General features: G+C 39.4%; 21 protein-coding genes. 15 read left to right on the plus strand and 6 right to left on the minus strand.

What is annotated here, in order from left to right; genetic code table 11:
* The first annotated feature begins 11 nt into the window (after positions 1–11).
* A complete protein-coding gene (locus ACSAMO_RS11655) occupies positions 12–932 on the plus strand; it encodes a cell division protein FtsQ/DivIB (RefSeq protein WP_412579655.1) in 921 nt (306 codons plus the stop codon).
* Positions 933–1,113: 181 nt separating this feature from the next.
* Positions 1,114–2,283, plus strand: coding sequence for a cell division protein FtsZ (gene ftsZ / locus ACSAMO_RS11660; RefSeq protein WP_337871162.1), 1,170 nt, complete (start codon positions 1,114–1,116; stop codon positions 2,281–2,283).
* A gap of 344 nt (positions 2,284–2,627) precedes the next feature.
* Here the strand turns inward: ftsZ and ACSAMO_RS11665 are convergent, their stop codons facing one another.
* A complete protein-coding gene (locus ACSAMO_RS11665; protein ID WP_499209378.1) occupies positions 2,628–3,659 on the minus strand; it encodes a DNA recombination protein RmuC in 1,032 nt (343 codons plus the stop codon).
* A gap of 180 nt (positions 3,660–3,839) precedes the next feature.
* Here ACSAMO_RS11665 and ACSAMO_RS11670 point away from each other — a divergent pair, with 180 nt between their 5' ends.
* The 12 genes from ACSAMO_RS11670 (at position 3,840) to ACSAMO_RS11725 (ending at position 13,373) form a co-directional block, all read left to right on the plus strand.
* Positions 3,840–5,003: a GGDEF domain-containing protein gene (locus tag ACSAMO_RS11670; protein WP_483229741.1), complete on the plus strand. Its 1,164-nt coding sequence runs from the start codon at positions 3,840–3,842 to the stop codon at positions 5,001–5,003.
* Between the two features lie 118 nt (positions 5,004–5,121).
* The gene (locus tag ACSAMO_RS11675; RefSeq protein WP_412293979.1) at positions 5,122–5,778 is read left to right on the plus strand and encodes a site-2 protease family protein; all 657 of its coding nucleotides are present in this window, start codon (positions 5,122–5,124) and stop codon (positions 5,776–5,778) included.
* 8 nt (positions 5,779–5,786) lie between these two features.
* Complete coding sequence (locus tag ACSAMO_RS11680) at positions 5,787–6,485, plus strand: segregation and condensation protein A (protein ID WP_499209379.1); 699 nt, start codon at positions 5,787–5,789, stop codon at positions 6,483–6,485.
* A gap of 26 nt (positions 6,486–6,511) precedes the next feature.
* Positions 6,512–7,111 (plus strand): SMC-Scp complex subunit ScpB, encoded by a 600-nt coding sequence (gene scpB, locus ACSAMO_RS11685; protein ID WP_022229904.1) that lies wholly within the window; start codon positions 6,512–6,514, stop codon positions 7,109–7,111.
* A gap of 17 nt (positions 7,112–7,128) precedes the next feature.
* The gene (locus ACSAMO_RS11690) at positions 7,129–7,752 is read left to right on the plus strand and encodes a DUF2953 domain-containing protein (RefSeq protein ID WP_022229905.1); all 624 of its coding nucleotides are present in this window, start codon (positions 7,129–7,131) and stop codon (positions 7,750–7,752) included.
* Entirely contained in the window at positions 7,745–8,194 is a 450-nt protein-coding gene (gene ytfJ / locus ACSAMO_RS11695) for a GerW family sporulation protein (protein WP_022229906.1), read from the plus strand. Before ACSAMO_RS11690 ends, ytfJ begins: the two co-directional genes overlap by 8 nt.
* A 1-nt stretch (position 8,195) precedes the next feature.
* The gene (locus ACSAMO_RS11700; RefSeq protein ID WP_022229907.1) at positions 8,196–10,037 is read left to right on the plus strand and encodes a TIGR03960 family B12-binding radical SAM protein; all 1,842 of its coding nucleotides are present in this window, start codon (positions 8,196–8,198) and stop codon (positions 10,035–10,037) included.
* The gene (locus ACSAMO_RS11705) at positions 10,030–10,683 is read left to right on the plus strand and encodes a TIGR03936 family radical SAM-associated protein (protein WP_117965527.1); all 654 of its coding nucleotides are present in this window, start codon (positions 10,030–10,032) and stop codon (positions 10,681–10,683) included. Before ACSAMO_RS11700 ends, ACSAMO_RS11705 begins: the two co-directional genes overlap by 8 nt.
* A gap of 83 nt (positions 10,684–10,766) precedes the next feature.
* Complete coding sequence (locus ACSAMO_RS11710) at positions 10,767–11,156, plus strand: VOC family protein (RefSeq protein WP_337600647.1); 390 nt, start codon at positions 10,767–10,769, stop codon at positions 11,154–11,156.
* 72 nt (positions 11,157–11,228) lie between these two features.
* Positions 11,229–12,029: a gluconate 5-dehydrogenase gene (locus tag ACSAMO_RS11715; protein WP_337600646.1), complete on the plus strand. Its 801-nt coding sequence runs from the start codon at positions 11,229–11,231 to the stop codon at positions 12,027–12,029.
* 140 nt (positions 12,030–12,169) lie between these two features.
* Positions 12,170–12,637 (plus strand): RNA polymerase sigma factor, encoded by a 468-nt coding sequence (locus tag ACSAMO_RS11720; RefSeq protein WP_022229911.1) that lies wholly within the window; start codon positions 12,170–12,172, stop codon positions 12,635–12,637.
* Positions 12,630–13,373 (plus strand): hypothetical protein, encoded by a 744-nt coding sequence (locus tag ACSAMO_RS11725; RefSeq protein ID WP_022229912.1) that lies wholly within the window; start codon positions 12,630–12,632, stop codon positions 13,371–13,373. The genes ACSAMO_RS11720 and ACSAMO_RS11725 overlap by 8 nt, the downstream gene beginning before the upstream one ends.
* A gap of 53 nt (positions 13,374–13,426) precedes the next feature.
* Here the strand turns inward: ACSAMO_RS11725 and ACSAMO_RS11730 are convergent, their stop codons facing one another.
* Complete coding sequence (locus tag ACSAMO_RS11730) at positions 13,427–16,708, minus strand: rhamnogalacturonan lyase family protein (RefSeq protein WP_499209380.1); 3,282 nt, start codon at positions 16,706–16,708, stop codon at positions 13,427–13,429.
* Between the two features lie 212 nt (positions 16,709–16,920).
* Here ACSAMO_RS11730 and ACSAMO_RS11735 point away from each other — a divergent pair, with 212 nt between their 5' ends.
* On the plus strand, positions 16,921–18,498 hold the full coding sequence (locus tag ACSAMO_RS11735) for a prenyltransferase/squalene oxidase repeat-containing protein (protein WP_412599045.1): 1,578 nt from the start codon (positions 16,921–16,923) through the stop codon (positions 18,496–18,498).
* A gap of 52 nt (positions 18,499–18,550) precedes the next feature.
* On the opposite strand, the gene spoVT is transcribed toward ACSAMO_RS11735, so the two are convergent.
* The 4 genes from spoVT to gatA all read right to left on the minus strand — a co-directional run bounded on the left by spoVT (position 18,551) and on the right by gatA (position 23,478).
* Positions 18,551–19,087 carry a stage V sporulation protein T gene (gene spoVT, locus ACSAMO_RS11740; RefSeq protein WP_022229915.1) on the minus strand — a complete coding sequence of 179 codons (537 nt, stop codon included), beginning with the start codon at positions 19,085–19,087 and terminating at the stop codon, positions 18,551–18,553.
* 239 nt (positions 19,088–19,326) lie between these two features.
* Positions 19,327–20,637, minus strand: coding sequence for an aspartate--tRNA(Asn) ligase (aspS, locus tag ACSAMO_RS11745; protein ID WP_499209381.1), 1,311 nt, complete (start codon positions 20,635–20,637; stop codon positions 19,327–19,329).
* Positions 20,638–20,650: 13 nt separating this feature from the next.
* Positions 20,651–22,069: an Asp-tRNA(Asn)/Glu-tRNA(Gln) amidotransferase subunit GatB gene (gene gatB, locus ACSAMO_RS11750; RefSeq protein WP_022229917.1), complete on the minus strand. Its 1,419-nt coding sequence runs from the start codon at positions 22,067–22,069 to the stop codon at positions 20,651–20,653.
* Entirely contained in the window at positions 22,066–23,478 is a 1,413-nt protein-coding gene (gene gatA, locus ACSAMO_RS11755; protein ID WP_499210102.1) for an Asp-tRNA(Asn)/Glu-tRNA(Gln) amidotransferase subunit GatA, read from the minus strand. The genes gatB and gatA overlap by 4 nt, the downstream gene beginning before the upstream one ends.
* Positions 23,479–23,522 lie beyond the last annotated feature (44 nt).

Here is a 23,522-nt window from a genome sequence, read left to right on the forward strand (position 1 = left end):
AGGGTGATAGTATGGATGAAAATAATCGTAATATACGAGTCGTCAAAACAGGCGGTCGTAAGGTTACAAAAACTACAACTGAATATGATTGGAGCAGGTTAGAGAAAAGAACCTTGAAAGAACATAAAGATGTTCCCGAAAGAAGTGTTCGGCGTGAACCTACACAGCTTGAACGAAAAATTCGCTACCAAAAAAAACAAAAGCAACAGCGTCTTAAAATACAGCGTAGACGTGCATTGCTGGGATTTGTTTTGGCGGTGGTTCTTGTAAGCGTGCTCTTATTTATGACACCGATATTTAACATTCGTTCCGTATCGGTTGAGGGAAATGTTCTCGTAACAGCCGAACAGTTCCAAGAAAAGCTAAAACCGCTTGTCGGTCAAAATCTTTTCCGCAGTGGCAGACGAAAAATAAGGAATACGTTAAAAACAATACCATATATAGATACCGTTGATGTGCAGAAAAGGTTATTCCCACCGTCGGTAAAAGTTACGGTGACGGAATATACACCGTCTGCGTATATAAAAATTGACGGTAAGACATTGCTTGTAAATTCTGAATTGAGAGTTTTAACCGATACCGGCAACAACGGTGAAACATTACCGACAGTAACCGGATTGACGGTTACGGACTATAAATTGGGTGAAATTTTAAAAACCGACGAAAACGAAAAATTCGATATTACAAAAATTTTGCTGTCAACGCTTGAGGCAACGGGTATTCTTGATAAGGTTATCGAAATAAATGTTACCGATGTGACTGACATAACAATGAACTACGATAACCGAATAACCGTACAATGCGGTACGCAGTTGGATCTTGAACGTAAAATAAGACTGTTCAGAGAAACCGTTATGAGTAACAGTTTGACTGAAAATGCCCGCGGAACAATGGATTTAAGCGAGTCTGGAAAGGCGATATATACACCGTAAAAATAAAATTGCACAAAAATCGAAAATAAAACGACTATAATATTGTGTAAAAATTTTCGGCGTTTTGAAAATTTGTGGGAAAAAACTATTGAATAAGTTGAAAAAACATAGTAAAATAATATATATGTGGAGATTTCCCTGTTGGATTTGTTGGGGATAAACTACGAAGGAGGATATTTAGATGAGTGATATGCCTATCGGTTTGGAAGAAAACACTACAATAGACGGCGCAAGAATAAAGGTTATAGGTGTCGGCGGCGGCGGTAACAATGCTGTGGACCGTATGATCGAGGCCGGCGTTACAAAGGCAGAATTTATTTGCGTCAATACAGATGCACAGCAGCTTGCAAATGTAAAAGCACCGACTGTACTTAATATCGGCAGAAAGCTTACAAGCGGTTTGGGAGCAGGTGCAAAGCCTGAAATCGGCAGACAAGCGGCTGAAGAATCAAAAGATGAAATCAAGAATCTTGTAAAAGATACAGAAATGGTATTTGTAACAGCAGGTATGGGCGGCGGAACAGGTACAGGTGCCGCACCTATTATCGCAGAGGCTGCGAAATCTCTTGGCGTACTTACAGTTGCGGTAGTAACAAAGCCTTTCTTCTTTGAAGGACCTCAAAGAATGAGAAACGCTGAAGAAGGTATTAAGAACCTTGCAGAAAAGGTTGACGCTATTGTTACTATACCAAACGATCTTCTATTGAAGATTGCAGACAAAAAGGTTACAATTAAAGATTCATTCAAACTTGCAGATGATGTTCTTCGTCAAGGTGTTCAAGGTATCATTGAAGTAATTACTCAAAGAGGTATTATGAACTGTGACTTTGCCGATGTAAGAACAATTATGAAAGACAGCGGTGTCGCACATATGGGTATCGGTGTCGGCAAGGGTGAAAATGCCGCTCAGGACGCAGTTCGTGCGGCTATTGAAAGTCCGCTTCTTGAAACAAGCATTGAGGGTGCTGAAAACGTACTTCTTAATATCACAGGCGGAAGTGAATTCTCACTTGTTGATATGGGCGAAGTATCAAGCATTGTTCGTGACCTTGTAAGTGAAGAGGCAAATATTATTGTCGGTACTGCTATGGACGATAATCTTAAAGATGAAATTAAGGTTACTCTTATTGCAACAGGTCTTGACGGTTCATTAAGACGCGGTAAAGATAAAGCTAATGATGTAAAGAATATTACACCTAAGTTTGCAGGTTCTTCAACATCAAGCGACAGAAAGACTCCGTCTTATTCTTCATCAGTTTCTGATTATGATGATAATGCAATTTTCAAGAGAAAGTTAAAGCCGGGAATGGGTAGTATAGATGTTCCCGACTTCTTTAAACCAGGCAGATAATTTAAAAATTAAGTAATATAAAAGCCACGAGTTTACTCGTGGCTTCAGCGTGTAGACAAAAGTGTCTACACGCTGGCAGAGGTCGAGAAATCAGTTCGGATTTTGCGAAAATGAACTCGTCGGCGTACGTTTGTACGTTAGAGTTTATTTTCGCAAAAAGTGCACAGGCAAGCCGTATATCGAAGATAGGCTTGCCTGTTGCTTTTTATAGCTATAAATTAAACTTTAAAATATAAAAATAATATATTGCACGTTCCGGACAATTTGTCGACAGTCTGAAGCCACGAGTTTGCTCGTGGCTTTTTTGTGTGCTTAAAGAATAAATAATGTTTTTATCAAATATATTATAACATATCGTCAAAACTGTTGTTTTCGGATTTTTCAACACTGCGGAGTTTTCGCTCCATTGCACGCATTCTGACACCGATAAGTTTATCAAGTTCGTCATCTGTTTGGGTAATTCTTTTTTGTGCCGTTTCAAGAACTGAATAGAATTTTTCAAATTCACCCTTGACTTCGCCTAAGACTTGCCAAACTTCGCTTGAACGTTTTTCAAGTGCAAGTGTACGGAAACCCATTTGCAAAGAATTAAGCATAGCCGCCATAGTGCTTGGACCTGCTATATTTATTTTATATTCACGTTGCAAAACTTCGACAAGACCGAGATTAACTGCCTCGGCATAAAGTCCTTCTGTTGGGAGGAACATTATTGCAAAATCGGTTGTGTACGGCGGTTCAACGTATTTTGTGTGAATATCTTTTGCGAATTGCTTTATTCGCTGAACGAGTGCTTTTGAAGAACGGTTTATAATTTCGCTGTCGCCGGTATCATATGCGTTCAGTAAATCGTTGTAGGCGTCAAGTGGGAATTTTGAATCAATCGGAAGATATATAAATCCTTCGTCGTCGTGCGGAAGTTTAACCGCAAATTCAACAACTGCGGAACTGTTCGGTATGGTTGCAACATTGGTGTCGAATTGCTCCGGTGCAAGTATTTCGTCGAGGATTGCACCGAGTTGTATTTCACCGAGTATACCACGTGTTTTAACATTTGAAAGGACTTTTTTTAAATCACTTACACCTGATGAAAGAGCGGATATATCGGCGAAACCTTTGTACATATCGGCAAGGTGTTTTTCCATACTTTGACGCATACTTTTGATTTCGTTGTCCATTTGTGCAAAACGGTTTGTCTGCATATTGCCGATTACCTGTTGATTTTCCGATATTATGTCGGAAAACATTTTGACAGAACCGTTTATACGTTGTTCAAGTCCCGAATCAGACGGCTTTGAACTGTTTTTTAATGTAAAAATCAGAGTTATAAGTACACATATAATAAGTATAATTAAAAGAATAAGTATCACTGTTTGCATTATTAATCTCCATTCTGTATTACGATTTTATTAACATTATACTATTAAAATAGTGAACAATCAACAAAAATCCGATTTTTTTCGACGAAAATATTGATAAGACGAAAATATTGATAAATTATAAAAAATTAGGTATAATAAAAATGTAAAATATGTATAAAAGGAGATGGCGCGATAATTATGGGAAAATTAAAAAAGTTTATTATGAACAAAATAGAAAAAGTTAACGTGCAAGTTTCAATGCTGACTTGCGGACTTATCATATTTTCTTGCCTGGTTATATATCTCGTTACATCGGGCGTTATGATTTCGATGCTTGCCGACGCATACAATGAACGTGCAAATCTTACTTTTACAACCATAGAATCTCATTTTGACAGCAGACTTTTTACTGAAGATGTGCCTGACGGCGTATACGGTGCGGCACTGAGCTATTTATCCGCGGTAAAGGACAATATGGCGATTTCAGAAATATTTGTTGTGAGAAAAGATAAAAACGGCGATTTCCAATATATACTTGATACGAAAAATGACAAGATAAACACTGTTATAAATGACGAAAAGATAACAGGAAAGATTGAAAAAGAAATAAACGACTTGTATACAACACATTATGCCGATGTGGGCGCTTTTTATGCATCGTTGGACGGCTTTAGATATTTGAATTTTTATCCGATAATGGACGGCGGAACGGTGAAGGGCGTTGCTTGTATAGGAATTGACGCGAACAGGGTATATATTTTCAAGATTATACTTCGCGTTATAGTAATAATACTTATACTTTTGTGTTGCTTGATTTCAGTACGTTTTTCAATGGCGATATTCAAGAGAATTTCTAATCCTCTGTATCAGGATATGTCGAATACGGATACGCTTACAGGTTTGAAAAACAAGAACTCATTTACGGTTGATATGCACAACATAGAAAGCGGAAACCAATCGCGGTATGCTATTGTTACGGTAGACTTAAACGGATTAAAGAATATAAACGACAGCCGCGGACATCAAATGGGTGATATTTATATCCAAAACGGTGCCGACGCGATACGAAAAGCGATGGAAGGTACTGATTTTATCGGTTACAGAGTCGGCGGCGATGAATTTTCTGTTGTATTAAAAGACTGCGATATTGATATGGTTAAGAATTTTGCGGACAGAATCGCAAGAATGGCAGACAGTATTAATCGCGGAGGAATTAAGACTTCTATGTCAATCGGTTATGCCAAGTTCAACGCGGAAAAAGACAGAAACTTCTCTATGACAATGGAACGTGCCGACGCAATGATGTACGAAAACAAGCGTTTGTATTACAAAACTAAAAATTTAAAAAGACGAGAAGAATAAATAAAATAACCTCTGACAAATCATACTTGTTCAGAGGTTATTTTTTGTGCGATTTTACTTTACTTTTTCTGAAAATAATTATATAATATAATTATCTGTATTTAAGGAGAAAAAATATATGGTTGGTTTTAATTTAATAAACATAATAATCAATGTGCCTATAACGCTTATAGCGTTGACGGGACACGAATTTGCACACGGTTGGGTATCGACAAAACTTGGTGACCCGACACCCGAACGTGAGGGAAGATTGACTTTAAATCCGCTTGCACACCTTGACCCTGTCGGTACGTTGTTGATGATTTTGACAGGCTTCGGTTGGGCAAAACCTGTCGGTGTAAATCCGTCATATTATAAAGATACAAAAAAGGGTATGGCACTTACCGCGGCTGCAGGACCGCTTGCCAATTTGATTATGGCTTTTGCGGCATTGCTTATATATGCTATACTTCACGTTTTATGTATAAAGCTCGGTTTCGGTACAAGCGTTCTAAACGGTGTTGCAACTTTTGCACAGCTTTTTGCGATAAGAAATCTATGCTTTATGGTGTTTAACATAATTCCGATACCACCGCTTGACGGTGCAAAAGTACTTGGAATGTTTCTTACGAACAAAGCATATTACACTATGCTGAGATACGAAAGATATTCTATGCTTTTAATTATGGTGCTTTCGCTTACCGGCGTTCTGAACGGCATAATCGGAACAGGTGTGAATTTCTTCTTTAACGGAATTATCAACCTGTTAAACAGTGCGATTAACTTGATATTATAGGGTGAAAAATGGATAAGATATTATATAAGCTTGATACGTTTGAAGGTCCGCTTGATTTGCTTTTGACGCTTATACAGAAAAACAAGGTCAGTATATACGACATACCGATTGTTGAGATAACGGCGCAGTATCTTGAGGCGATTGACGGAATTGAAGAGGCTAATCTTGATAATACAAGCGAATTTCTTGTTATGGCGTCCAATCTTTTGTATATAAAATCGAAAATGTTACTTCCTAAAAATGAGGAAGAAGAGGACGAGGAAGATCCGAGAGAAGAACTTGCGCGTAGGTTGGCTGAATATCAGCAGTTTAAAGAGGCGTCAAAGGAGCTTAGGAAAAGTGAGTTTACAACAAAAGAAATGGTGTTTCGTGAGCCTGAAAAAATTAAATTTCCTATGCCCGAATACGATATAATGCACGATACAAAAGAACTGATTGATGCGTTTAACAACATATTTCAACGCAGACTTCGCAAGGCAAAACCAGAAAAACGTGCGTTTTCAAAAATTGTCGGCAGAGAAAAAGTTTCGGTTGACGATATGGTTGAAAAGATATGTAAAGTGTTAAAGCATAATAAACGTGTACAGTTTGAATCACTTTTTAAAGCGGACGATTCACGGCCTGAAATGATTGCAACGTTTTTGGCAGTACTTGAAATGATAAAGCTGAACAAGCTGTATGCGGACTATGACGAAAAGTCAGAATGACTTTATTCTTACAACGGAGAAAAAGAATGGATAATATTAAATATGCAATAGAGGGAATACTTTTTGCGGCAGGTGAGCCTGTTAAGGCGGCAAAATTGGCTGTTGTGCTTGATACGAGCGTTGACGAAGTAAATAAGGCGGTCGATGAACTGAAAAAAGAATACAGCGAAAATCACAGAGGATTTAATATAATTGATATTCTTGAGGGTTATCAAATTTGTTCAAGACCTGAATATTATACCTATATACAGGAAATATTAGGAGAACAGAGAAGGCAGCCGCTTTCAAATGCGGCAATGGAGGCACTTGCGATAATTGCCTACAAACAGCCTATAACGAAAGGTCAGATTGAACATATAAGAGGAGTAAATTCGGACGGCTGCGTAAACAGACTTTATGAACGCGGACTGATTGAAGAAAAGGGCAGACTGGACGCACCGGGCAGACCGATTTTATATGTAACGACAGACACGTTTTTAAGGTGTTTCGGACTTACAAAGCCTACCGATTTACCGCCGCTTGATTTGAGAAGTCTTAACCTTGAAACATCACAGGGACTGCAGCTTGAAATCGATGAGAACGGTGAAAATATTGTTGCGGAAAACGAAGAAAACACTGAACAATAAAAAAAGGAGGACAGCATATGACAGCTTTATATATAATATTAGCCGTCGTGGCTGTTATAATGTTACTTTTGCTTATACCGGCAGACTGTATTCTTGAGTTTTCGTATAATAATAAGGAAAATAACGGATCTGTAATTATAAAGTATGCGTTTTTGAAATTTAAGATTTTTCCGAATGACAAGGTTGAAGAAGAAGTTGAAAACGAAGAAGAAACGACCGACAAAGAAGAAAAGCAAGAAAAATCGGATATTTTAGGGATAATAACGCTCATAAAAGAAGTATATAAACAGTTAAAAAAAGATATATTAAATTTACTTGACTATATAATTTGTCACGCAATTAAGATAAAGGAACTGAATGTATCGTCAAAATTTGGTATGGGAAACCCAATGTATACGGGAATTGCGACGGGTGCGGTCAATGCGGGAGTATATAATATAGTAGGCTGGATTGACAGACGAAAGAAACTTGAAAAATGGGATGTGTCGCTTGACGCTGATTTTAATAATGCGTGCTTGGATATGGACATATATTGCAAACTTAGGACAAACTGTTTATATGTTTTGACAATAGGATTTAAAACGGTAAAAGTTGTTTTGAAAATACAGAAAATCAATAGGAGGATAAAAGAAAATGGCTAATAAAGTTAGTGAAATGTTTGAGGGATTAACAAATAATTTCAAAGGTATGATTGACGCAAATTCGGTCGTAGGTGAGCCGATAATAGTCAATGACGGAACGATGATTGTACCTATATCAAAGGTGTCGTTTGGTTTCGGCGGGGGCGGTTGTGAATTTGACAGAAAGAAAAACGATACTCAAAGCCTTGACGATAAAAACTTCGGAGGCGGTATGGGCGGCGGTGCGTCGGTTGACGCAATGGCGTTTCTTGTTATAAATAACGGTAACGTGCGTTTGATTCCTATGGAGGGCGGTTCTTCGCCTGTTGACAAACTAATCGACCTTGTACCCGAAGTTGTGGACAAGGTTAACGGATTTTTTGCGGAAAGACGCGAAAGAAAAGCACAGAAAAAAGCTGAAGAAAATGAATGTGCAGACGAAATAATTAATCAGGGAGAATAAAATGATAACAACAAGAGATAAGATACTGTCGGCAGTAATGAAACCGACAAGATATACGGGCGGAGAGCTTAACTCCGTCATAAAAAATCCTGCCGATGTTGACGTGAGATTTGGTTTTTGTTTTGCCGATACTTACGAAATAGCAATGTCGCACTTGGGGCTTAAAATTCTTTACCATACTTTAAACGACCGTGAGGACACATATTGTGAGCGTGTTTTTGCACCTTGGACGGATATGGAAGAAGAAATGAAAAAGCATGGAATGAAGTTGTTTGCACTTGAAACAGGTGACGAAATAACTCATTTTGATATGCTCGGATTTACTTTGCAGTATGAACTCAGTTATTCAAATATAGTGAATATGCTTATGCTTGCGGATATTCCGGTAAGAGCAAAGGACAGAGATGAGAGCTATCCTATTGTTTGCGGCGGCGGTCCTTGTGCGTATAACGCAGAACCTGTAGCGGATATATTTGATTTCTTTATGCTCGGCGAGGGTGAAGATTCGATACATGAGGTTGTTGAAGAGTACGTTAAGTGGAAAAAGAGCGGTAAGAAAAATAAACGTGATTATCTTGAAGCAATAGCCGAAATTGAGGGTATTTATGTGCCGTCATTCTATGATGTGGAATACAATGACGATAATACGGTAAAGAGTGTTACACCGAACAATCCTCATGCTAAACCGAAAGTAAGAAAGCGTATAATGAAAGATTTTAATGCTACATACGCACCGGAAACGATTATTGTACCGTTCGGTGAGGTTGTACACGACAGAGTTATGCTTGAAGTTATGCGCGGTTGCTTGAGAGGCTGCCGTTTCTGCCAGGCAGGCTATATATACAGACCGTTAAGAGAAAGAAAGCCGGAAAGACTTTTGGGTATTGCGGAAAACTTGCTTGCGTGCAGCGGATATGACGAAATATCACTGTCATCGCTTTCAACAAGTGATTTCAGCGGACTTCGTGACCTTACGGACGGACTGCTTAAAATAACCGAAGAAAAGAAAATCGGTTTGTCGCTTCCGTCACTTAGAATTGATAATTTCTCGCTTGAACTTATGGAGAAAGTGCAGAAAGTCAGAAAAACCGGTATTACTTTTGCACCGGAGGCAGGAACTCAAAGACTTCGTGATGTTATCAATAAAAATATAAATGAAGAAGATATTATAAATTCAACAAATATGCTTTTCAGAGGCGGTTGGACAAACGTAAAATTGTACTTTATGATTGGACTTCCTACTGAAACTATGGACGATGTTTGCGGTATAGCCGACCTTGCGCAAAAGGTGCTTGAGGTTTACTTTGCAATCCCGAAAGAGGAAAGAGCAAAGCAGATAAATATAACCGTAAGTACATCGAGTTTTGTGCCAAAGCCTTTTACTGCGTTCCAGTGGGCAAAACAGGATACACGTGATATGCTTATCGAAAAGCAGAATACATTAAAATCGGCTATCAAGTCAAAAAGAATACGTTATAATTGGCACGATAATAAGACAAGTTATCTTGAGGGAGTTTTTGCAAGAGGCGACAGACGTCTTAGCGAGGTTATAATTAAGGCTGTTGAAAATGGCTGTAAGTTTGACGGTTGGGGAGAGCATTTTAAGTTTGACGTATGGATGCAGACTTTTGACGAACTTGGAATTGACCCTAATTTCTATACGGCGCGTGAACGCAGTTATGAAGAAGTTCTTCCTTGGGACCATATCGACATAGGCGTTACAAAGAATTTCTTAATGCGTGAAAATGAAAAAGCAAAACAATCGGTAACAACACCGAACTGCCGTCAAAAATGTGCAGGCTGCGGTGTTAAATCATTCGGTACGGGGGTCTGTTATGAGTAATTATATATTGAAATATTCGCGAGATGAAAGAGTAAAATATATTTCTCACCTTGACTTTGTGCGTCTGTTCCACAGAACAGTACGTCGTACAGGTATGAATTTTATGTTTTCAAACGGATTTAATCCTCACCCGATTATGATGGTTGCACAGCCGTTGTCGGTAGGTGTGACTTCTGACTGCGAGTATATGAAAGTAGGATTTGACGGCGATTACAGCGAACAAGAACTTGTCGATACAATCAATAATGCTTTTCCGCCGGGATATAAAATCCTTGCCGCAAAAAAAGTTGAGGGCAAGGAAATTGACCTTACAAAACTTGACAGAGCGGTGTATACGGTTGAACTTGAATATGAGGGCAGTGCGGATATTGAAAAACTTCTTGCACAAAACGAACTCAAAGTAATGAAAAAATCAAAGAGCGGTGTAAAAGAGTCGGATATACGTCCGTATATATATCGCATTGAAAAAATAAGCGAAGATAACGGCATACTTGTGCTTAAAATGTGTATTTCTGTAGGCAGTGTGTATAATCTTAAACCGCAGAGTGTTATTGATGCAATGGAAAAATATTGCGATAATTTCAAAGGCGGTTTTATGAATGTGCACAGAAATTCAATGACAATCGGAGATAAAGAGATTTTGTAAAAATATTATATAAATCAGTTGAAATAATACAGAAAATATGCTATAATAGATATAGTTATTAATGTTAAATAGGAGTGGTTATAATGGTAAACGGTATTGAACACGTTGCTGTTGTTTCAAAGGACACAGCCGCACTTAAAGATTGGTATATGGAAATGTACGGCGGCAGAGTTGTTTATGACAACGGTAAGGGTACATATTTTCTTCAGTTTGCCGACGGCAGTATGATTGAGTTTGTTATGGCAACAGACGATAAAACCGCTGACGTTGAAAAACAGGCAGGTATCAGACACCTTGCTTTTTCTGTAACTCCGGCGGCTTTTGACGAAATCGTTGCAAAGCTAAAGGCTGATGAAAGAGTTGAAGAAGTACACGATGTATCTGAAAATGCAAAGGGATTAAAGACATATTGGTACAGAGATATTGAAGGCAATTTCTCACACCTTATCTATCGTCCCGAACCGTTAATGTAATTCTTTTTTAAGAATTATTAAATCAGTTAATATTTATATTAAATATAAAAATACAAGGAGGAAAAATTTAAGATGAGTGAGTATTTAAACTTTAGTCTTGAAGGTAAAGTTGCACTTGTAACAGGTGCATCATACGGTATCGGCTACGCTATTGCGTCAGCATATGCAAAGTCAGGTGCTAAGATTGTTTTCTGCGATATTAAGCAGGAATTTGTTGATAAGGGTATGGCTGCATATACAGCTGACGGTATCGACGCTAAGGGTTATGTTTGCGACGTAACTAACGAAGAAATGGTACAGGAAATGGTTAAGAAAATCGAGGCTGAAGTAGGCGTTATCGATATTCTTGTAAACAATGCAGGTATCATTAAGAGAATTCCTATGTGCGATATGACTGCTGACGAGTTCAGACAGGTTGTTGACGTTGACCTTAACGCTCCGTTTATCGTATCAAAGGCAGTTATTCCTTCAATGGTTAAGAAGGGTCACGGTAAGATTATAAACATCTGTTCAATGATGTCAGAGCTTGGCCGTGAAACTGTATCAGCTTATGCTGCTGCTAAGGGTGGTCTAAAGATGCTTACAAGAAACATCTGTTCAGAATACGGTGCTAACAACATTCAATGTAACGGTATCGGCCCTGGTTACATAGCTACACCTCAAACAGCTCCGCTAAGAGAAAAGCAAGCTGACGGATCAAGACATCCGTTCGACCAGTTTATCTGCGGCAGAACTCCTGCAGGCAGATGGCTACAAGCTGAAGAACTTACAGGTCCTGCTGTATTCCTTGCTTCAGATGCATCAAATGCTGTAAACGGTCACATTCTATATGTTGACGGCGGTATCCTTGCTTACATCGGTAAACAACCGTGATGACAGCTTAAATACGTTTTTAAACCGACGAAAATTTTTCGTCGGTTTTTTTATATAAAAATGAACCAAATGCCGCCCATGACTATCTAACTAATGTACAAACAAAAAGCGCTGATGTTTATACAGAAAGGTAAAATCCAATGGACAGAGAAAAATTTACACAAGAAGTTCTGAAATCAGAGAATACAATGTACCATATTGCAAAGGGTATGCTTAAAAGTGAAAGTGACTGTGAAGATGTTGTTTCGGAGGCTGTTTTAAAGGCATATACGAAAATTCACACTCTTAAAGAAGAAAAGTATTTCAAAACGTGGCTTATAAGAATTTTAATAAACGAATGTTATAAAAAGTTGCGTGAATATAAAAGGGTTGTTTCGATAGAGGACTGTAACAACAGTTTTGAATATAAGGACAATTCAAACTACACCGAGCTTTATAATGCGGTTAAAAAGCTGAAACACAAAATCAGAATAGTAATAATGCTACACTATATAGAAGGTTATTCTGTCGAAGAAGTAGGGAATATATTAAAAATTCCTGTCGGAACGGTTAAAAGCCGTCTGCATATCGGTCGTAAAAATTTAAAGGAGGAACTTGAAGATGAATAAATATGATTGGAAAAATGCCTTTCCGAAACCGAGTGAAAATTTTCATAATAAACTTTGTATGACGTTGGATAGTTTTGAAAAGGAGAATGTAAAAATGAAAAAAGTATCTTTTAAAAAGAGTATCATTATTGCGGCGGCAGTATTGGCTGTCGGCACAGTGGCATTTGCGTCAAAAGGTGCAGTCAATTATGTTATGGGAAGTACATCGTCAAAGCCGGATTATACAAACATTCCCGCTACGGAAACGCTTAATAAAAATGTGGGCTTTTCACCGAAGATTGTCGAACAATTTTCAAACGGCTATACATTTAAAGGCGGACATAACGGAAAAAATAAGTATGTTGACGAAGAAAACGGAACAGAAGAAAAGTATAAATCGTTTATGGCTGATTATGAAAAAGACGGTGACAAAGTTATGTTAAGCGCCGACACTTACGCGGACAGTCATAAAGACCGAGGCAACAGCGAAGTAAGCGATTATAACGGCATAGCAATAGCATATATATCGTATGTAAATAAGGTTGTTCCGGCTGATTATCAGCAGACTGAACAGGATATGAAAGACGAGGAAAGCGGTAAATATGTATTCAGCTACGGCGCGGAGAAGGTTGAAATTTCACAAGTGCAAGGCGTTGAGTGGGAACAGGACGGAATTTATTACAATATTACGGCAATAGATTCACCGCTTGATAAGCAGGGACTTATTAATATGGCTAAGGAAGTTATTGATAATTAATATGTATTTATAAATCAAAAAGGTGTTGCATATTGCAACACCTTTTGATTTAATTATTCTGTTTTTTGCCAAAAATCAACAGGAGTCATATCGTTCCAAATAAACACTTTATCAGGTTCAAATTGAAGTAAAACAGTAGATTGTCCGGTTGTTGTAGGCGTAATATCGGCTAAGTCTGTCAAAATACCGTTTGAATATTTTGCGGCATATCCTTTCATATCTGTCAGGCAACCGATGTTTAAAGCAACATTCTGACCGTTTACGGTTATTTCGCTTGTAGTGTAATATCTTGCATTTGCAAATTCAACACTTGATGTTGAGTTTGCGTTGGCTTGATTATAAATCTGAACGTATGTGATAGGTGAAGTCCTACCGGTTGCTGTGTCGGAGAAGTTTCTAAGATTAAGGCCACTCGCCGAGGCAACCGAATTACCTGTTGAATCAATAATATTCAACGTAACAGTTGCACTGTTTCCGTTACCGACATTTGTAAAGCTGTAGCGGAAAGTATATGTTTCGCCAAGCTTGATTGTGCCTACGGAAGACGCTCTTGTATTTTTCCAAAAAACATTCAATTCAGTATCAGATTTTTTTGTAAGATACCAACCGCCGCCTGTCTGCTTGTCAGCCATAAATCTTACGAAAAATCCTGCTGCACTGTTTTTGTCTTTGTTACCGTCTGCAGGGATTGAGTTGATTTTAACCGTGTGTTCAATCGTGAAATCGCCCGCATAACTGCCTATTTGAGCCGTTGTTAATTCTGATGCTGTGCTTGATGTTTCATATAGTTTATTAAGCGCGGCAATGTTTGCGTCCAATAACTGAATTGTTAAATATGCGGTTTTGTTTAAATACGTTACTGTAAGAGTTTGTTTACCAAGCGTGTTTCCAAAACCTGTCACTTCAAATTCGTTTGAGTTTAGCACCGATGAAGTACCGTCAGAGTAATATGCTGTAACTGTAATTGTGTTTTTGTCGATATTTTCACCGAGATAGTATGTTGATTTTGAAGTCTGTGCAGTAATTCTTGAAACAGATTTTACCGTTATTTTCAAATCGGTCGTTTTGCCTAAGTACGAAACAGTAAGTGTCTGTTCGCCGATTATATCTTTGTCGATTTCGGAAACTGTGTAAGTGTTTATTTCATCCGAAGTGCCGTCCGAATAATTAGCCTTTACAACCATACCTGTTCTGTCAAACGATTCGCCCGGAACATATGAAGTTTTTGTAGGCTGTGTTGTTACGACTATGCTTGTAAGTGTTCTTGTTTCAAACACTTCTTTACCCATATAGAAGCCGACGTGCGGAGGTTGATTGTATGCCGTTTGCTCCGCCGCAACACCGCTGCGGTATACAGGGTCTTGCATAAGTGTTTTTATTTTATAATCTGTCGTATCGGTTGTTGAGAATACTCGAAGAGCCGTTCCGTCAGAAGTAGGGTATATAACTTCTTCTCTCCAGTCACCGAAAAGGTCGGCTTGAAGTGACGGATTTGCCTTTGTACCGTTGATTGAAACACAATCATAATTTCCGGCACTGAATATATTGCTCATATTACGACCGTTCCAATCGGTGATATTTGCACCGTCAAGCAAGTTGTCGTATAAATCGCCGTCCCAGAAAATACGGAAATTCATTGAAGGTGTATTTCTGCCTGTAAGCGAAGTTGCAGTTGTGAAATCAGTGCCGCCGTTTGACTGTCTTGCAGAGTTTTTTGCACTCCAAATTTGATAGTATCCGCCGGCACCGACATTTGCCATAACACCGCGGCCTGTGTCGGCGGACGCACCTTCGTGGAACATAATATTGCCTGTTTCGGCGTCAATAACAGACATACCGAAATCCAGAGTTATGTCATTACCGCTAAGGCTGTTTGTTCCGCTGTCCTCGTGGACTGTGAAAAATTCAAAACCGGTATGTGTAGGGTCGTAGTTTCCTATATGAAGCGCGTCACCGTGCTGTAAATATGTACACCATTTAGGACGAAATTCATTGTCGTCATTGACTTCCATACACAATGCACCTGTGATAAATTCGTCTTTGCCGTCATTATCCACGTCGGCAACGGTACAGTTGTGGTTGCCGTTTCCGACATATTGATAAGCACCGTCGTAATATCCCTCTTGACCTTTTTGCGTATCAAAACGATAAGTAGGTGATAAAGCTGTACCGTCCCAGCTTATACCGGCAATACTTGTACGCTGTTTGCCGTTTCTGCCGAAATAGTAGCCCCTTAAATATATTGCATACGGCTTTTCGCCGTCAAGATAAGCAATGTCGGATACAAAACGGTTTGAACGGTTACCGAAATCGTCGCCGTAGTCTACACCGTTTTCACTTCCGCGAGTTGTCGGAAGATTAATAGTGTCCATTGCGACACCTGTTTCACCGTTGAATACTGTCAAAAATTCTTTACCTTCGGTAATTCTGCCGTAACCTCTGTAATCGGCAGTTGAATTTTCTTCATCTGTTATTGCTTTGATTTCTTCATCATTTTGTGCGGCATTTGAAACATATTTGCCTTGTCCGTCTTTTGAACCGAGTGAAGTTTGACACATTACTTCCGATTTGCCGTCGCCGTCAAAGTCATATACAAGGAACTGAACTGTGTGCGCACTTGAATATACGTTTTTGCCGAGTTCAATATCATTCTTCCAAAGCTTTGTGCCGTCTAATTTGTATGCGGCAAGATGTACCGTACCGGAATATGCAGGGTCACCCGGTGAACCGACGTCACGTTCGGAAGATGTCCATTTCACGATTATTTCATACTCTCCGTCGCCGTCAACGTCGCCCGTTGAACAGTCGGCAGGGAAGAATGAATATGTAGCAAGCTCATTGCCGGATGGGTCATAAATTGTTTCATCATCAGGTTTTGAAAGTGGTATGTCAAAATAGCTGTTGTTGTATACTGTTACGGCATCGCATTTCTCGCCCTCAACGCCGTTTATAACGGGTGCGACACTGTAATTTGTGCCAACGGTTGAATCAACATAATTTGTTTTGGTTGCGACTTCGCTTATTTTTTTGCCGTCACGATATACATTAAATGACACATTTTTATCGGCACTGCCGAAAATGTTGTCCTCACTGTCAAATAATCGCCAACTTAAATATACACCGCCGTCTGTTTTTATTGCGATAAGACCGCGGTCAAGCTTTTCCATTTGACGTGTGTGCACATTTTCATCGGTATATCCTGTAGAAGAATTATACCAATAGTTGTAGCTTACCTGTTGCGTGTTTGCACTGTCAGCATAAGCGGACGTATTTAAAGCCGCTGCCGATGACATAGCAAGCACTGTCGAAAGTACCGTGCATAAAAGTTTTTTCATAAAAATACCTCCAATTCTCCCTTAAATTTTATCATATCATAAATCGGTTAAAATTGATAATTAAATAACAGTGAATTTAGTTTAATATGACGATAAAATTTGTAACGAAAATATAATGAATTTTGTAAAGAATAATGGTTGAAAACTGTTAGCAATGTATGGTATAATGATAAACTGATATAGAGTATTTAAAGTCAGAAGGGATTTTTAATATGAAGAAAAAAATCATGGCGGCTGTTTTATGCACTTCAATGTTGTTTCCGACAGTGTGCGTCAATGCGGAAACAAGTGAAAGCGACATAAAAAGTGCTATAGAAAAAGCAATAGAATGGAAAGCAGATAAGGACAGTCCGTTTTACGGAATCGGATCATACAGTTCTGATTTTTATATTATGGCTTTGAACCGAATGGGTAAAAACTATGATTACAGCAGATATTTGGCCGGTCTTGACGGAGTTGCGGCAGGTTACGGCGAAGAACATAATGCCTCGTCTATGCAAAGAACAGTGCTTGCAACGATAGCGTCAGGCGGTGATCCGAGAAATGTCGGCGGACGTGACTTGGTTGCGGACGGTATTTATTACAGAGATAATGTTTCACCACTCGGAAAAGAGGGTGCAAACGGATATTCGTGGGGACTTATTGCTCTTGATTCAAAGAGTTTTGAAACTCCTGAATGGGCATTGTCAAACAGAAACGATATACTTGCCGGGATATTGTCACATCAAAATACGAACGGCAGTTTTGATGACAGCGTGTACAGTACCGCAGTTGCAATTACGGCACTTGCACCTTATTACGAAACAAGCGGTGCGTATACGATAACGCAAAATCAGACGGGTTATGTGATTGATTTAAGCCCTAAAGACGCGGTTGAGGACGCACTTAATTATTTGTCGGCAGAACAGGACAAAGACGGTGATTGGGGTGACCTTGAATCAACGGCAATGACTGTTATCGCACTTGATACTTTGGGTGTTAATGCTGACAGTGACGGCAGATTTGTTGCTAAAAACGGCAGTGCGGTAGACGGCTTAATGCAGTATCAGCAAAAAGACGGTGGATTTTCGACCGGTAAGGGAAAGAGTAACAGTGAGGCAACGTCTTTGGCAGTGTGCGCACTTACAAGCCATTTGAGAAAGTTGCAGAATAAAGCGACATTCTTTAATTTTGACGCGAATGATTCGGTTGTGTTTGAAACACCTGCACCGACGAAAGCACAATCTTCAAGCAATACATCAAATAAGACATCATCAAGTACATCAAAATCAAATACGACAACAAAGACAACAACGAAACCGAAAACAACAACAAAGCCTAAAACGACAACAAAACCAAAGACAACGACTAAGGTGACGGGAACGATGAAACCGACAAAAACGGCTTCGCCTATGGAATCATCATCACCAAAGCCGTCTCCGACACCAAGACCGACCAAAAAGCCGGCACTTGTAGGACCGGTTGAGATGCCTGGACCAATGCCGTCATTTGAACCGAATGAAGCACTTCCGCAGGAAGAGGGACATCACGACAGAAAGAGCGGAGGAGCGGCGGTTGCGATTGTAAGCATAGTAGCGGTACTTTGCTTGGCGGCAATAGCGGTTGTATTGTATCTCGGTAAAACAAAGAAATTTGAGGGTAAAGGTATATTTAAGTATCTTGCACCGAAAAAGAAAAAGAAGAACGAAATATATAAGGCAAAACAGCATAGAAGGACAGAACAACACAGACGTTATGAAGAACGTGAAAAGTTTAAAAAACGACGTAAATTTGATAAACGAAGAAGATAAATAAAAGGTGACTGCATTTTTGCAGTCACCTTTTACATTGCAGACAACCTTTTCAGCCTTCCATATGCTTGCCTAAAAAACCGGCAGCGGATTCTGCTAATTTTTCTTCGACTTCAGACGCAGTTTCACCCTCTTTTAAAATGAACAAAACAGAGCCGATCGTGTCACCCTCCGATACTATCGGAACAACAACGCCCGCATTGTATTTTTCAACACCGTCAGCGACTGAAACGGGTTTGCCGTCTTTGTAGCTTACAATGATTTTTTCGTTCATTACATTTTCAAGCTCACTGCTTACAGGCTTTTCGATAAGCTCTTTCTTCGGTAATCCCGATACTGCAATGACATTGTCACGGTCGGTTATACAAGCACCGTGTCCGCTTGCTTTGGCAAGTGTTTCAACATAATTAGCGGCAAAATCACCAAGCTCGCCGATTGGGGAGTATTTTTTAAAAATAACTTCACCGTCTTTTTCTGTATAAATTTCAAGAGGATCGCCCTCTCTGATCCGCATAGTGCGTCGTATTTCCTTTGGAATAACAACTCTTCCGAGATCATCTATTCTTCTTACAATTCCTGTTGCTTTCATCGCTTTTCCTCCAAAATAAATTTATATTTGTGTTAAATATTATTTGCATTGTTTTTTTGATTTATCCATAATTGATAAAAAAAACAAAAATTTTGGAGTTTTAAAAATTAATGTGTAATATTGCCACTGCTGTATGCCCCTTGAGGGGAGCAGTCGTGAAACGACAGAGGGGGCAAATGAGCAAAATAAAAGGGCGACCAATGGTCGCCCCTACGAAAGTACATTAAATAATCATATCATCAAGGATCGAGGTGGTGAATATCTCTTGGGAACAAGCTTGCCTCACGGATATTTGCAAGACCAAGCATTTTCATAACGACACGTTCAAGACCGATACCAAGTCCGCCGTGCGGTGGCATACCGTACTTAAATATATCGGTATATGCACCGAGGTCACCCTCCTCCATATGATAACGTTTCATTTTTTCAAGAAGTTCGTTATAATCGTGTATTCTCTGACCGCCTGTTGTGATTTCAAGACCTCTGAAAAGTAAGTCAAAACTTTCGGCAAGTTTAGGATCGTCTGCCGAATCCATTGCATAGAACGGACGTTTTAATCCCGGGAACTTTTCAACGAATATAAATTCACTGTCATAATTCTCTTTTGCGTATTCGCACAATTTAACTTCATCTGTAGGATCAAGGTCAAATTGATTATGTGACTTGCCGAGAATATCAAGTGCCTCAAAGAATGTTACCGAAGGAATTTCATTGATAACAGGCAATGTTGCACCCAAAAGTTCCAACTCGTCACTGTAATGTTTCGGCAAATACTCAACAACATATTTAAGCATAGCTGTTTCCATAGCCATAACATCATGCATATCGTTGATAAATCCCATTTCAAAATCAAGTCCGATATATTCGTTCAAATGACGTGTAGAGTTGTGTTTTTCGGCTCTGTAAACAGGAGCGATTTCAAACACTCTGTCAAAGAATGCTACGCAAGTCTGTTTGTAGAACTGCGGACTTTGTGCAAGATATGCGTCTTTATCAAAGTATTTCAATTTGAATATATTAGCACCGCCCTCAGCACCTGCCGCAACGATTTTTGGTGAATGTATTTCAGTAAAGTTATTGTTTAACATAAATTCACGAAATGCCGATACAACGCCCTCTGCAATTTTAAATACCGCTCTCTGTTCAGGGTGACGAAGTGCGACACTTCTGTGTGCCATTGAAGTTTCGATTGAACAGCCAAGCTTTTTGCTTGAAACGTGAAGAGGGTATTCCTCTGCAGGTTTTGAAAGTATTTCAAATGAAGAAAGAGTTATTTCATAGCCGTGATTAGCACGTTTTTCTTCTTTTACGTCACCTGTGATTTTGATATAAGTACCCTCACAAAGTAAGTCAAAATCACCTGTACATTTATCCTTTGAATAAACGGATTGAAGAATATATCTTCCCGTACGAAGTATTACAAATGAGAAACCGCTCATTTTTCTAAGCTTATGCACGCAAGCACAAAAGCTTATTGAACCGCCGACAGCTTTTTGCAAATCGTCAAGAGTGATTTCGCTTATAAGCTGTGAACCATCTATTTTCTGCATATTAATTCCACCTTTATTTTAATTTTTCAGTCAATAAGTCCTTAGCAAGTTTAGGGTTTGCACCTTTACCCGCTGTGCGTACCACTTGTCCCATAAGGAAACCGAAAATCTTTTGATTACCGTTTTTGTAGCTTTCAACACTGTCTGCGTTTTCAGCTATAATTTTATCAATAATTTCTTCAAGGCCCGATGTGTCATTGTCCATAATAAAGCCGTTTTCTTTGGCAATATCAATAGGCTTACCGCCGTTATTAAACATAATCTTCAAAATATCCTTAGCGGCATTTTTTGAAACAACGCCGTCTGTTGACATTTTAACAAGCTCTGCCAAATCCGCAGGGGAGAATGTTACATCTGAAATAGTCTTTTCAGAATCGTTAAGATTTCTGTTAAGTTCAACAAGCATTAGATTAGAAATTTGTTTGTAGTCCGGATTTATTTTTACAGACTCATCGTAAAAATCCGAAAATTCCTTGCTTGATATAATAAGATTAGCGTCATCTGTCGGAAGTCCGTACTTTTCCGTATAACGTACAAAACGGTCTTGCGGCATTTCCGGCATTGACTTTCTTATGTCCTCAATTTCTTCATCCGATAGGAATACCGGAGGAATATCCGGCTCAGGGAAGTAACGATAATCGTGTGCATCCTCTTTTGAACGTAATGCCTTTGTATCGCCGTGGTTGTCGTTGTAACGTCTTGTTTCCTGAATAACAGTACCGCCGTTATCAAGAATTTCCGCTTGACGGTTTATTTCATATTCAATCGCACGACCGATTGCTTTTAATGAGTTCAGATTTTTAAGTTCGGCACGGGTACCGAATTCGGTTGAGCCGACAGGCATAATTGAAATATTAACGTCAACACGCATTGAGCCTTGCTCCATTTTTGCGTCACACACGCCTGCATACTTTAAACGCAAAGCAAGTTTTTCAACAAAGTCTTGAACTTCTTCGATTGAACGGAAGTCCGGCTCTGTTACGATTTCAATAAGCGGTACACCGCAACGGTTATAGTCAGCCATTGAAATGCCCTCATAATCGTCATGCACAAGCTTACCCGCGTCCTCCTCAATGTGAATGTGGTTAATTCGGATGTCCTTACCGCCTGTGACGGTTATATAACCACCTGTACAGATCGGGTGGTCAAATTGTGTTATCTGATATGCTTTGGGCAAGTCGGGATAAAAATAATTCTTTCTGTCGAATGCACTGTAATTATTTACGGTACAGTCAAGTGCAAAACCTGCCTTTGCGGCAAGCCTTACCGCACCTTGATTTAAAAGGGGAAGTGTACCCGGAAGTCCCGAACATCTTGGACATACACGAGTGTTTTCGCTGCCGCCGAATTCATTCTGACAAGTACAGAATACTTTTGAATCTGTCAATAATTCCGCGTGAATTTCAAGTCCTATTACGGGTTGGTATCTCATAGTACAATCTCCTTTCGTTCAAAGTCTTTTTCAAATCTGTCGCATACTGCGATTATTGTCTTTTCGTCAAATGCTTTTCCGATAAGGCTCATACCGATAGGCAAACCTTTTGAATCGTAACCGCAGGTTGTGGAAATTGCGGGAAGTCCGGCAATGTTTACCGTTACTGTATAAATATCGGCAAGATACATTTTAACGGGATCGTTTTCCTGTTCACCGATTTTATAAGCCGTAGTCGGTGCGGTCGGTGTAAGCATAACATCGCACTTGCTGAATATATCGGCATATTCGTTTCTTATTTGCGTTCTTATACGCGTTGCGTTTTTATAATATGCGTCATAGTAACCCGAACATAGTGCGTAGTTGCCAAGCATAATTCTTCTTTTAACCTCTTGACCGAATCCTTCACGGCGTGAATTTTTAATAAGGTCGTTAAAGTCTTCGCCAAGACCGCTTCTAAGACCGTATTTGATACCGTCAAAACGTGAAAGGTTGCTTGCCGCCTCGGCTGATGAAATTAGGTAGTAAGCCGAAACCGCATATTCAAGACTCGGAAGTGAAACGTCAACTATTTCACAGCCAAGTTTTTTGTAATATTCAACGGCGTTTAAAACAGCCGTTTTAACTTCGTCATTTAGACCGTCACCGAAAAATTCTTTCGGTACACCGATTTTTAATTTGTTTACATCACTTCCGATAAGTGAATTATAGTTGCCCTCTGATTTTTTGCTTGATGTGGCGTCATTTTCATCATAGCCGTAAATGCCCTCAAGCATATAGCCTGTGTCTTCGGCAGACTTTGCGATAACGCCGATTTGGTCAAGTGAAGATGCGAATGCGATAAGTCCCCATCTTGAAACAGTGCCGTATGTCGGTTTAAGACCTGTAACACCGCAGAATGAAGCAGGCTGACGAACAGAACCGCCTGTATCCGAACCGAGTGCGGCGGCACAAAGGTCGGCACTTACGCTTGCTGCGGCACCGCCGGAAGAACCGCCTGTAACACGAGTTAAGTCGTAAGGGTTTTTAACACCGCCGAAATATGATGTTTGAGAAGAACCACCCATTGCAAATTCGTCCATATTTGTTTTGCCGAGCATAACGATGTTGTCTTTCTTTAATTTTTCCATTACCGTTGCGTTATACGGAGGAATGAAGTCATCAAGCATATGTGATGCACAGGTTGTCTTGACACCGAGTGTACATATGTTATCTTTAACCGAAATAGGCAATCCCGTAAATGCACCGCTGTTGCCACTGTCGATAACTTCCTGTGCTTTCTTTGCGTCCGCAAGTGCGTTTTCTTTGCACACTGTTATATAACTGTTTATTTCTTTATCTGAATTTTCTATTCTGTCAAAATATTGCTCGGTAAGTTCAACCGCACTGATCTCCTTACTGTCAAGCATTTCTCTCAGTTTTTTTAAAGCCACGTTAATCAAATCCTTTCTCT

This window comes from Ructibacterium sp. SJQ-7, from assembly GCF_054696575.1.

What these genes read in the sequence shown, in the direction of transcription:
- ACSAMO_RS11655 (WP_412579655.1), top strand. Translation starts at nt 12, where the DNA reads ATGGATGAAAATAATCGTAATATACGAGTCGTCAAAACAGGCGGTCGT.
- ftsZ (WP_337871162.1), top strand. Translation starts at nt 1,114, where the DNA reads ATGAGTGATATGCCTATCGGTTTGGAAGAAAACACTACAATAGACGGC.
- ACSAMO_RS11665 (WP_499209378.1), bottom strand. Translation starts at nt 3,659, where the DNA reads ATGCAAACAGTGATACTTATTCTTTTAATTATACTTATTATATGTGTA.
- ACSAMO_RS11670 (WP_483229741.1), top strand. Translation starts at nt 3,840, where the DNA reads ATGGGAAAATTAAAAAAGTTTATTATGAACAAAATAGAAAAAGTTAAC.
- ACSAMO_RS11675 (WP_412293979.1), top strand. Translation starts at nt 5,122, where the DNA reads ATGGTTGGTTTTAATTTAATAAACATAATAATCAATGTGCCTATAACG.
- ACSAMO_RS11680 (WP_499209379.1), top strand. Translation starts at nt 5,787, where the DNA reads ATGGATAAGATATTATATAAGCTTGATACGTTTGAAGGTCCGCTTGAT.
- scpB (WP_022229904.1), top strand. Translation starts at nt 6,512, where the DNA reads ATGGATAATATTAAATATGCAATAGAGGGAATACTTTTTGCGGCAGGT.
- ACSAMO_RS11690 (WP_022229905.1), top strand. Translation starts at nt 7,129, where the DNA reads ATGACAGCTTTATATATAATATTAGCCGTCGTGGCTGTTATAATGTTA.
- ytfJ (WP_022229906.1), top strand. Translation starts at nt 7,745, where the DNA reads ATGGCTAATAAAGTTAGTGAAATGTTTGAGGGATTAACAAATAATTTC.
- ACSAMO_RS11700 (WP_022229907.1), top strand. Translation starts at nt 8,196, where the DNA reads ATGATAACAACAAGAGATAAGATACTGTCGGCAGTAATGAAACCGACA.
- ACSAMO_RS11705 (WP_117965527.1), top strand. Translation starts at nt 10,030, where the DNA reads ATGAGTAATTATATATTGAAATATTCGCGAGATGAAAGAGTAAAATAT.
- ACSAMO_RS11710 (WP_337600647.1), top strand. Translation starts at nt 10,767, where the DNA reads ATGGTAAACGGTATTGAACACGTTGCTGTTGTTTCAAAGGACACAGCC.
- ACSAMO_RS11715 (WP_337600646.1), top strand. Translation starts at nt 11,229, where the DNA reads ATGAGTGAGTATTTAAACTTTAGTCTTGAAGGTAAAGTTGCACTTGTA.
- ACSAMO_RS11720 (WP_022229911.1), top strand. Translation starts at nt 12,170, where the DNA reads ATGGACAGAGAAAAATTTACACAAGAAGTTCTGAAATCAGAGAATACA.
- ACSAMO_RS11725 (WP_022229912.1), top strand. Translation starts at nt 12,630, where the DNA reads ATGAATAAATATGATTGGAAAAATGCCTTTCCGAAACCGAGTGAAAAT.
- ACSAMO_RS11730 (WP_499209380.1), bottom strand. Translation starts at nt 16,708, where the DNA reads ATGAAAAAACTTTTATGCACGGTACTTTCGACAGTGCTTGCTATGTCA.
- ACSAMO_RS11735 (WP_412599045.1), top strand. Translation starts at nt 16,921, where the DNA reads ATGAAGAAAAAAATCATGGCGGCTGTTTTATGCACTTCAATGTTGTTT.
- spoVT (WP_022229915.1), bottom strand. Translation starts at nt 19,087, where the DNA reads ATGAAAGCAACAGGAATTGTAAGAAGAATAGATGATCTCGGAAGAGTT.
- aspS (WP_499209381.1), bottom strand. Translation starts at nt 20,637, where the DNA reads ATGCAGAAAATAGATGGTTCACAGCTTATAAGCGAAATCACTCTTGAC.
- gatB (WP_022229917.1), bottom strand. Translation starts at nt 22,069, where the DNA reads ATGAGATACCAACCCGTAATAGGACTTGAAATTCACGCGGAATTATTG.
- gatA (WP_499210102.1), bottom strand. Translation starts at nt 23,478, where the DNA reads ATGCTTGACAGTAAGGAGATCAGTGCGGTTGAACTTACCGAGCAATAT.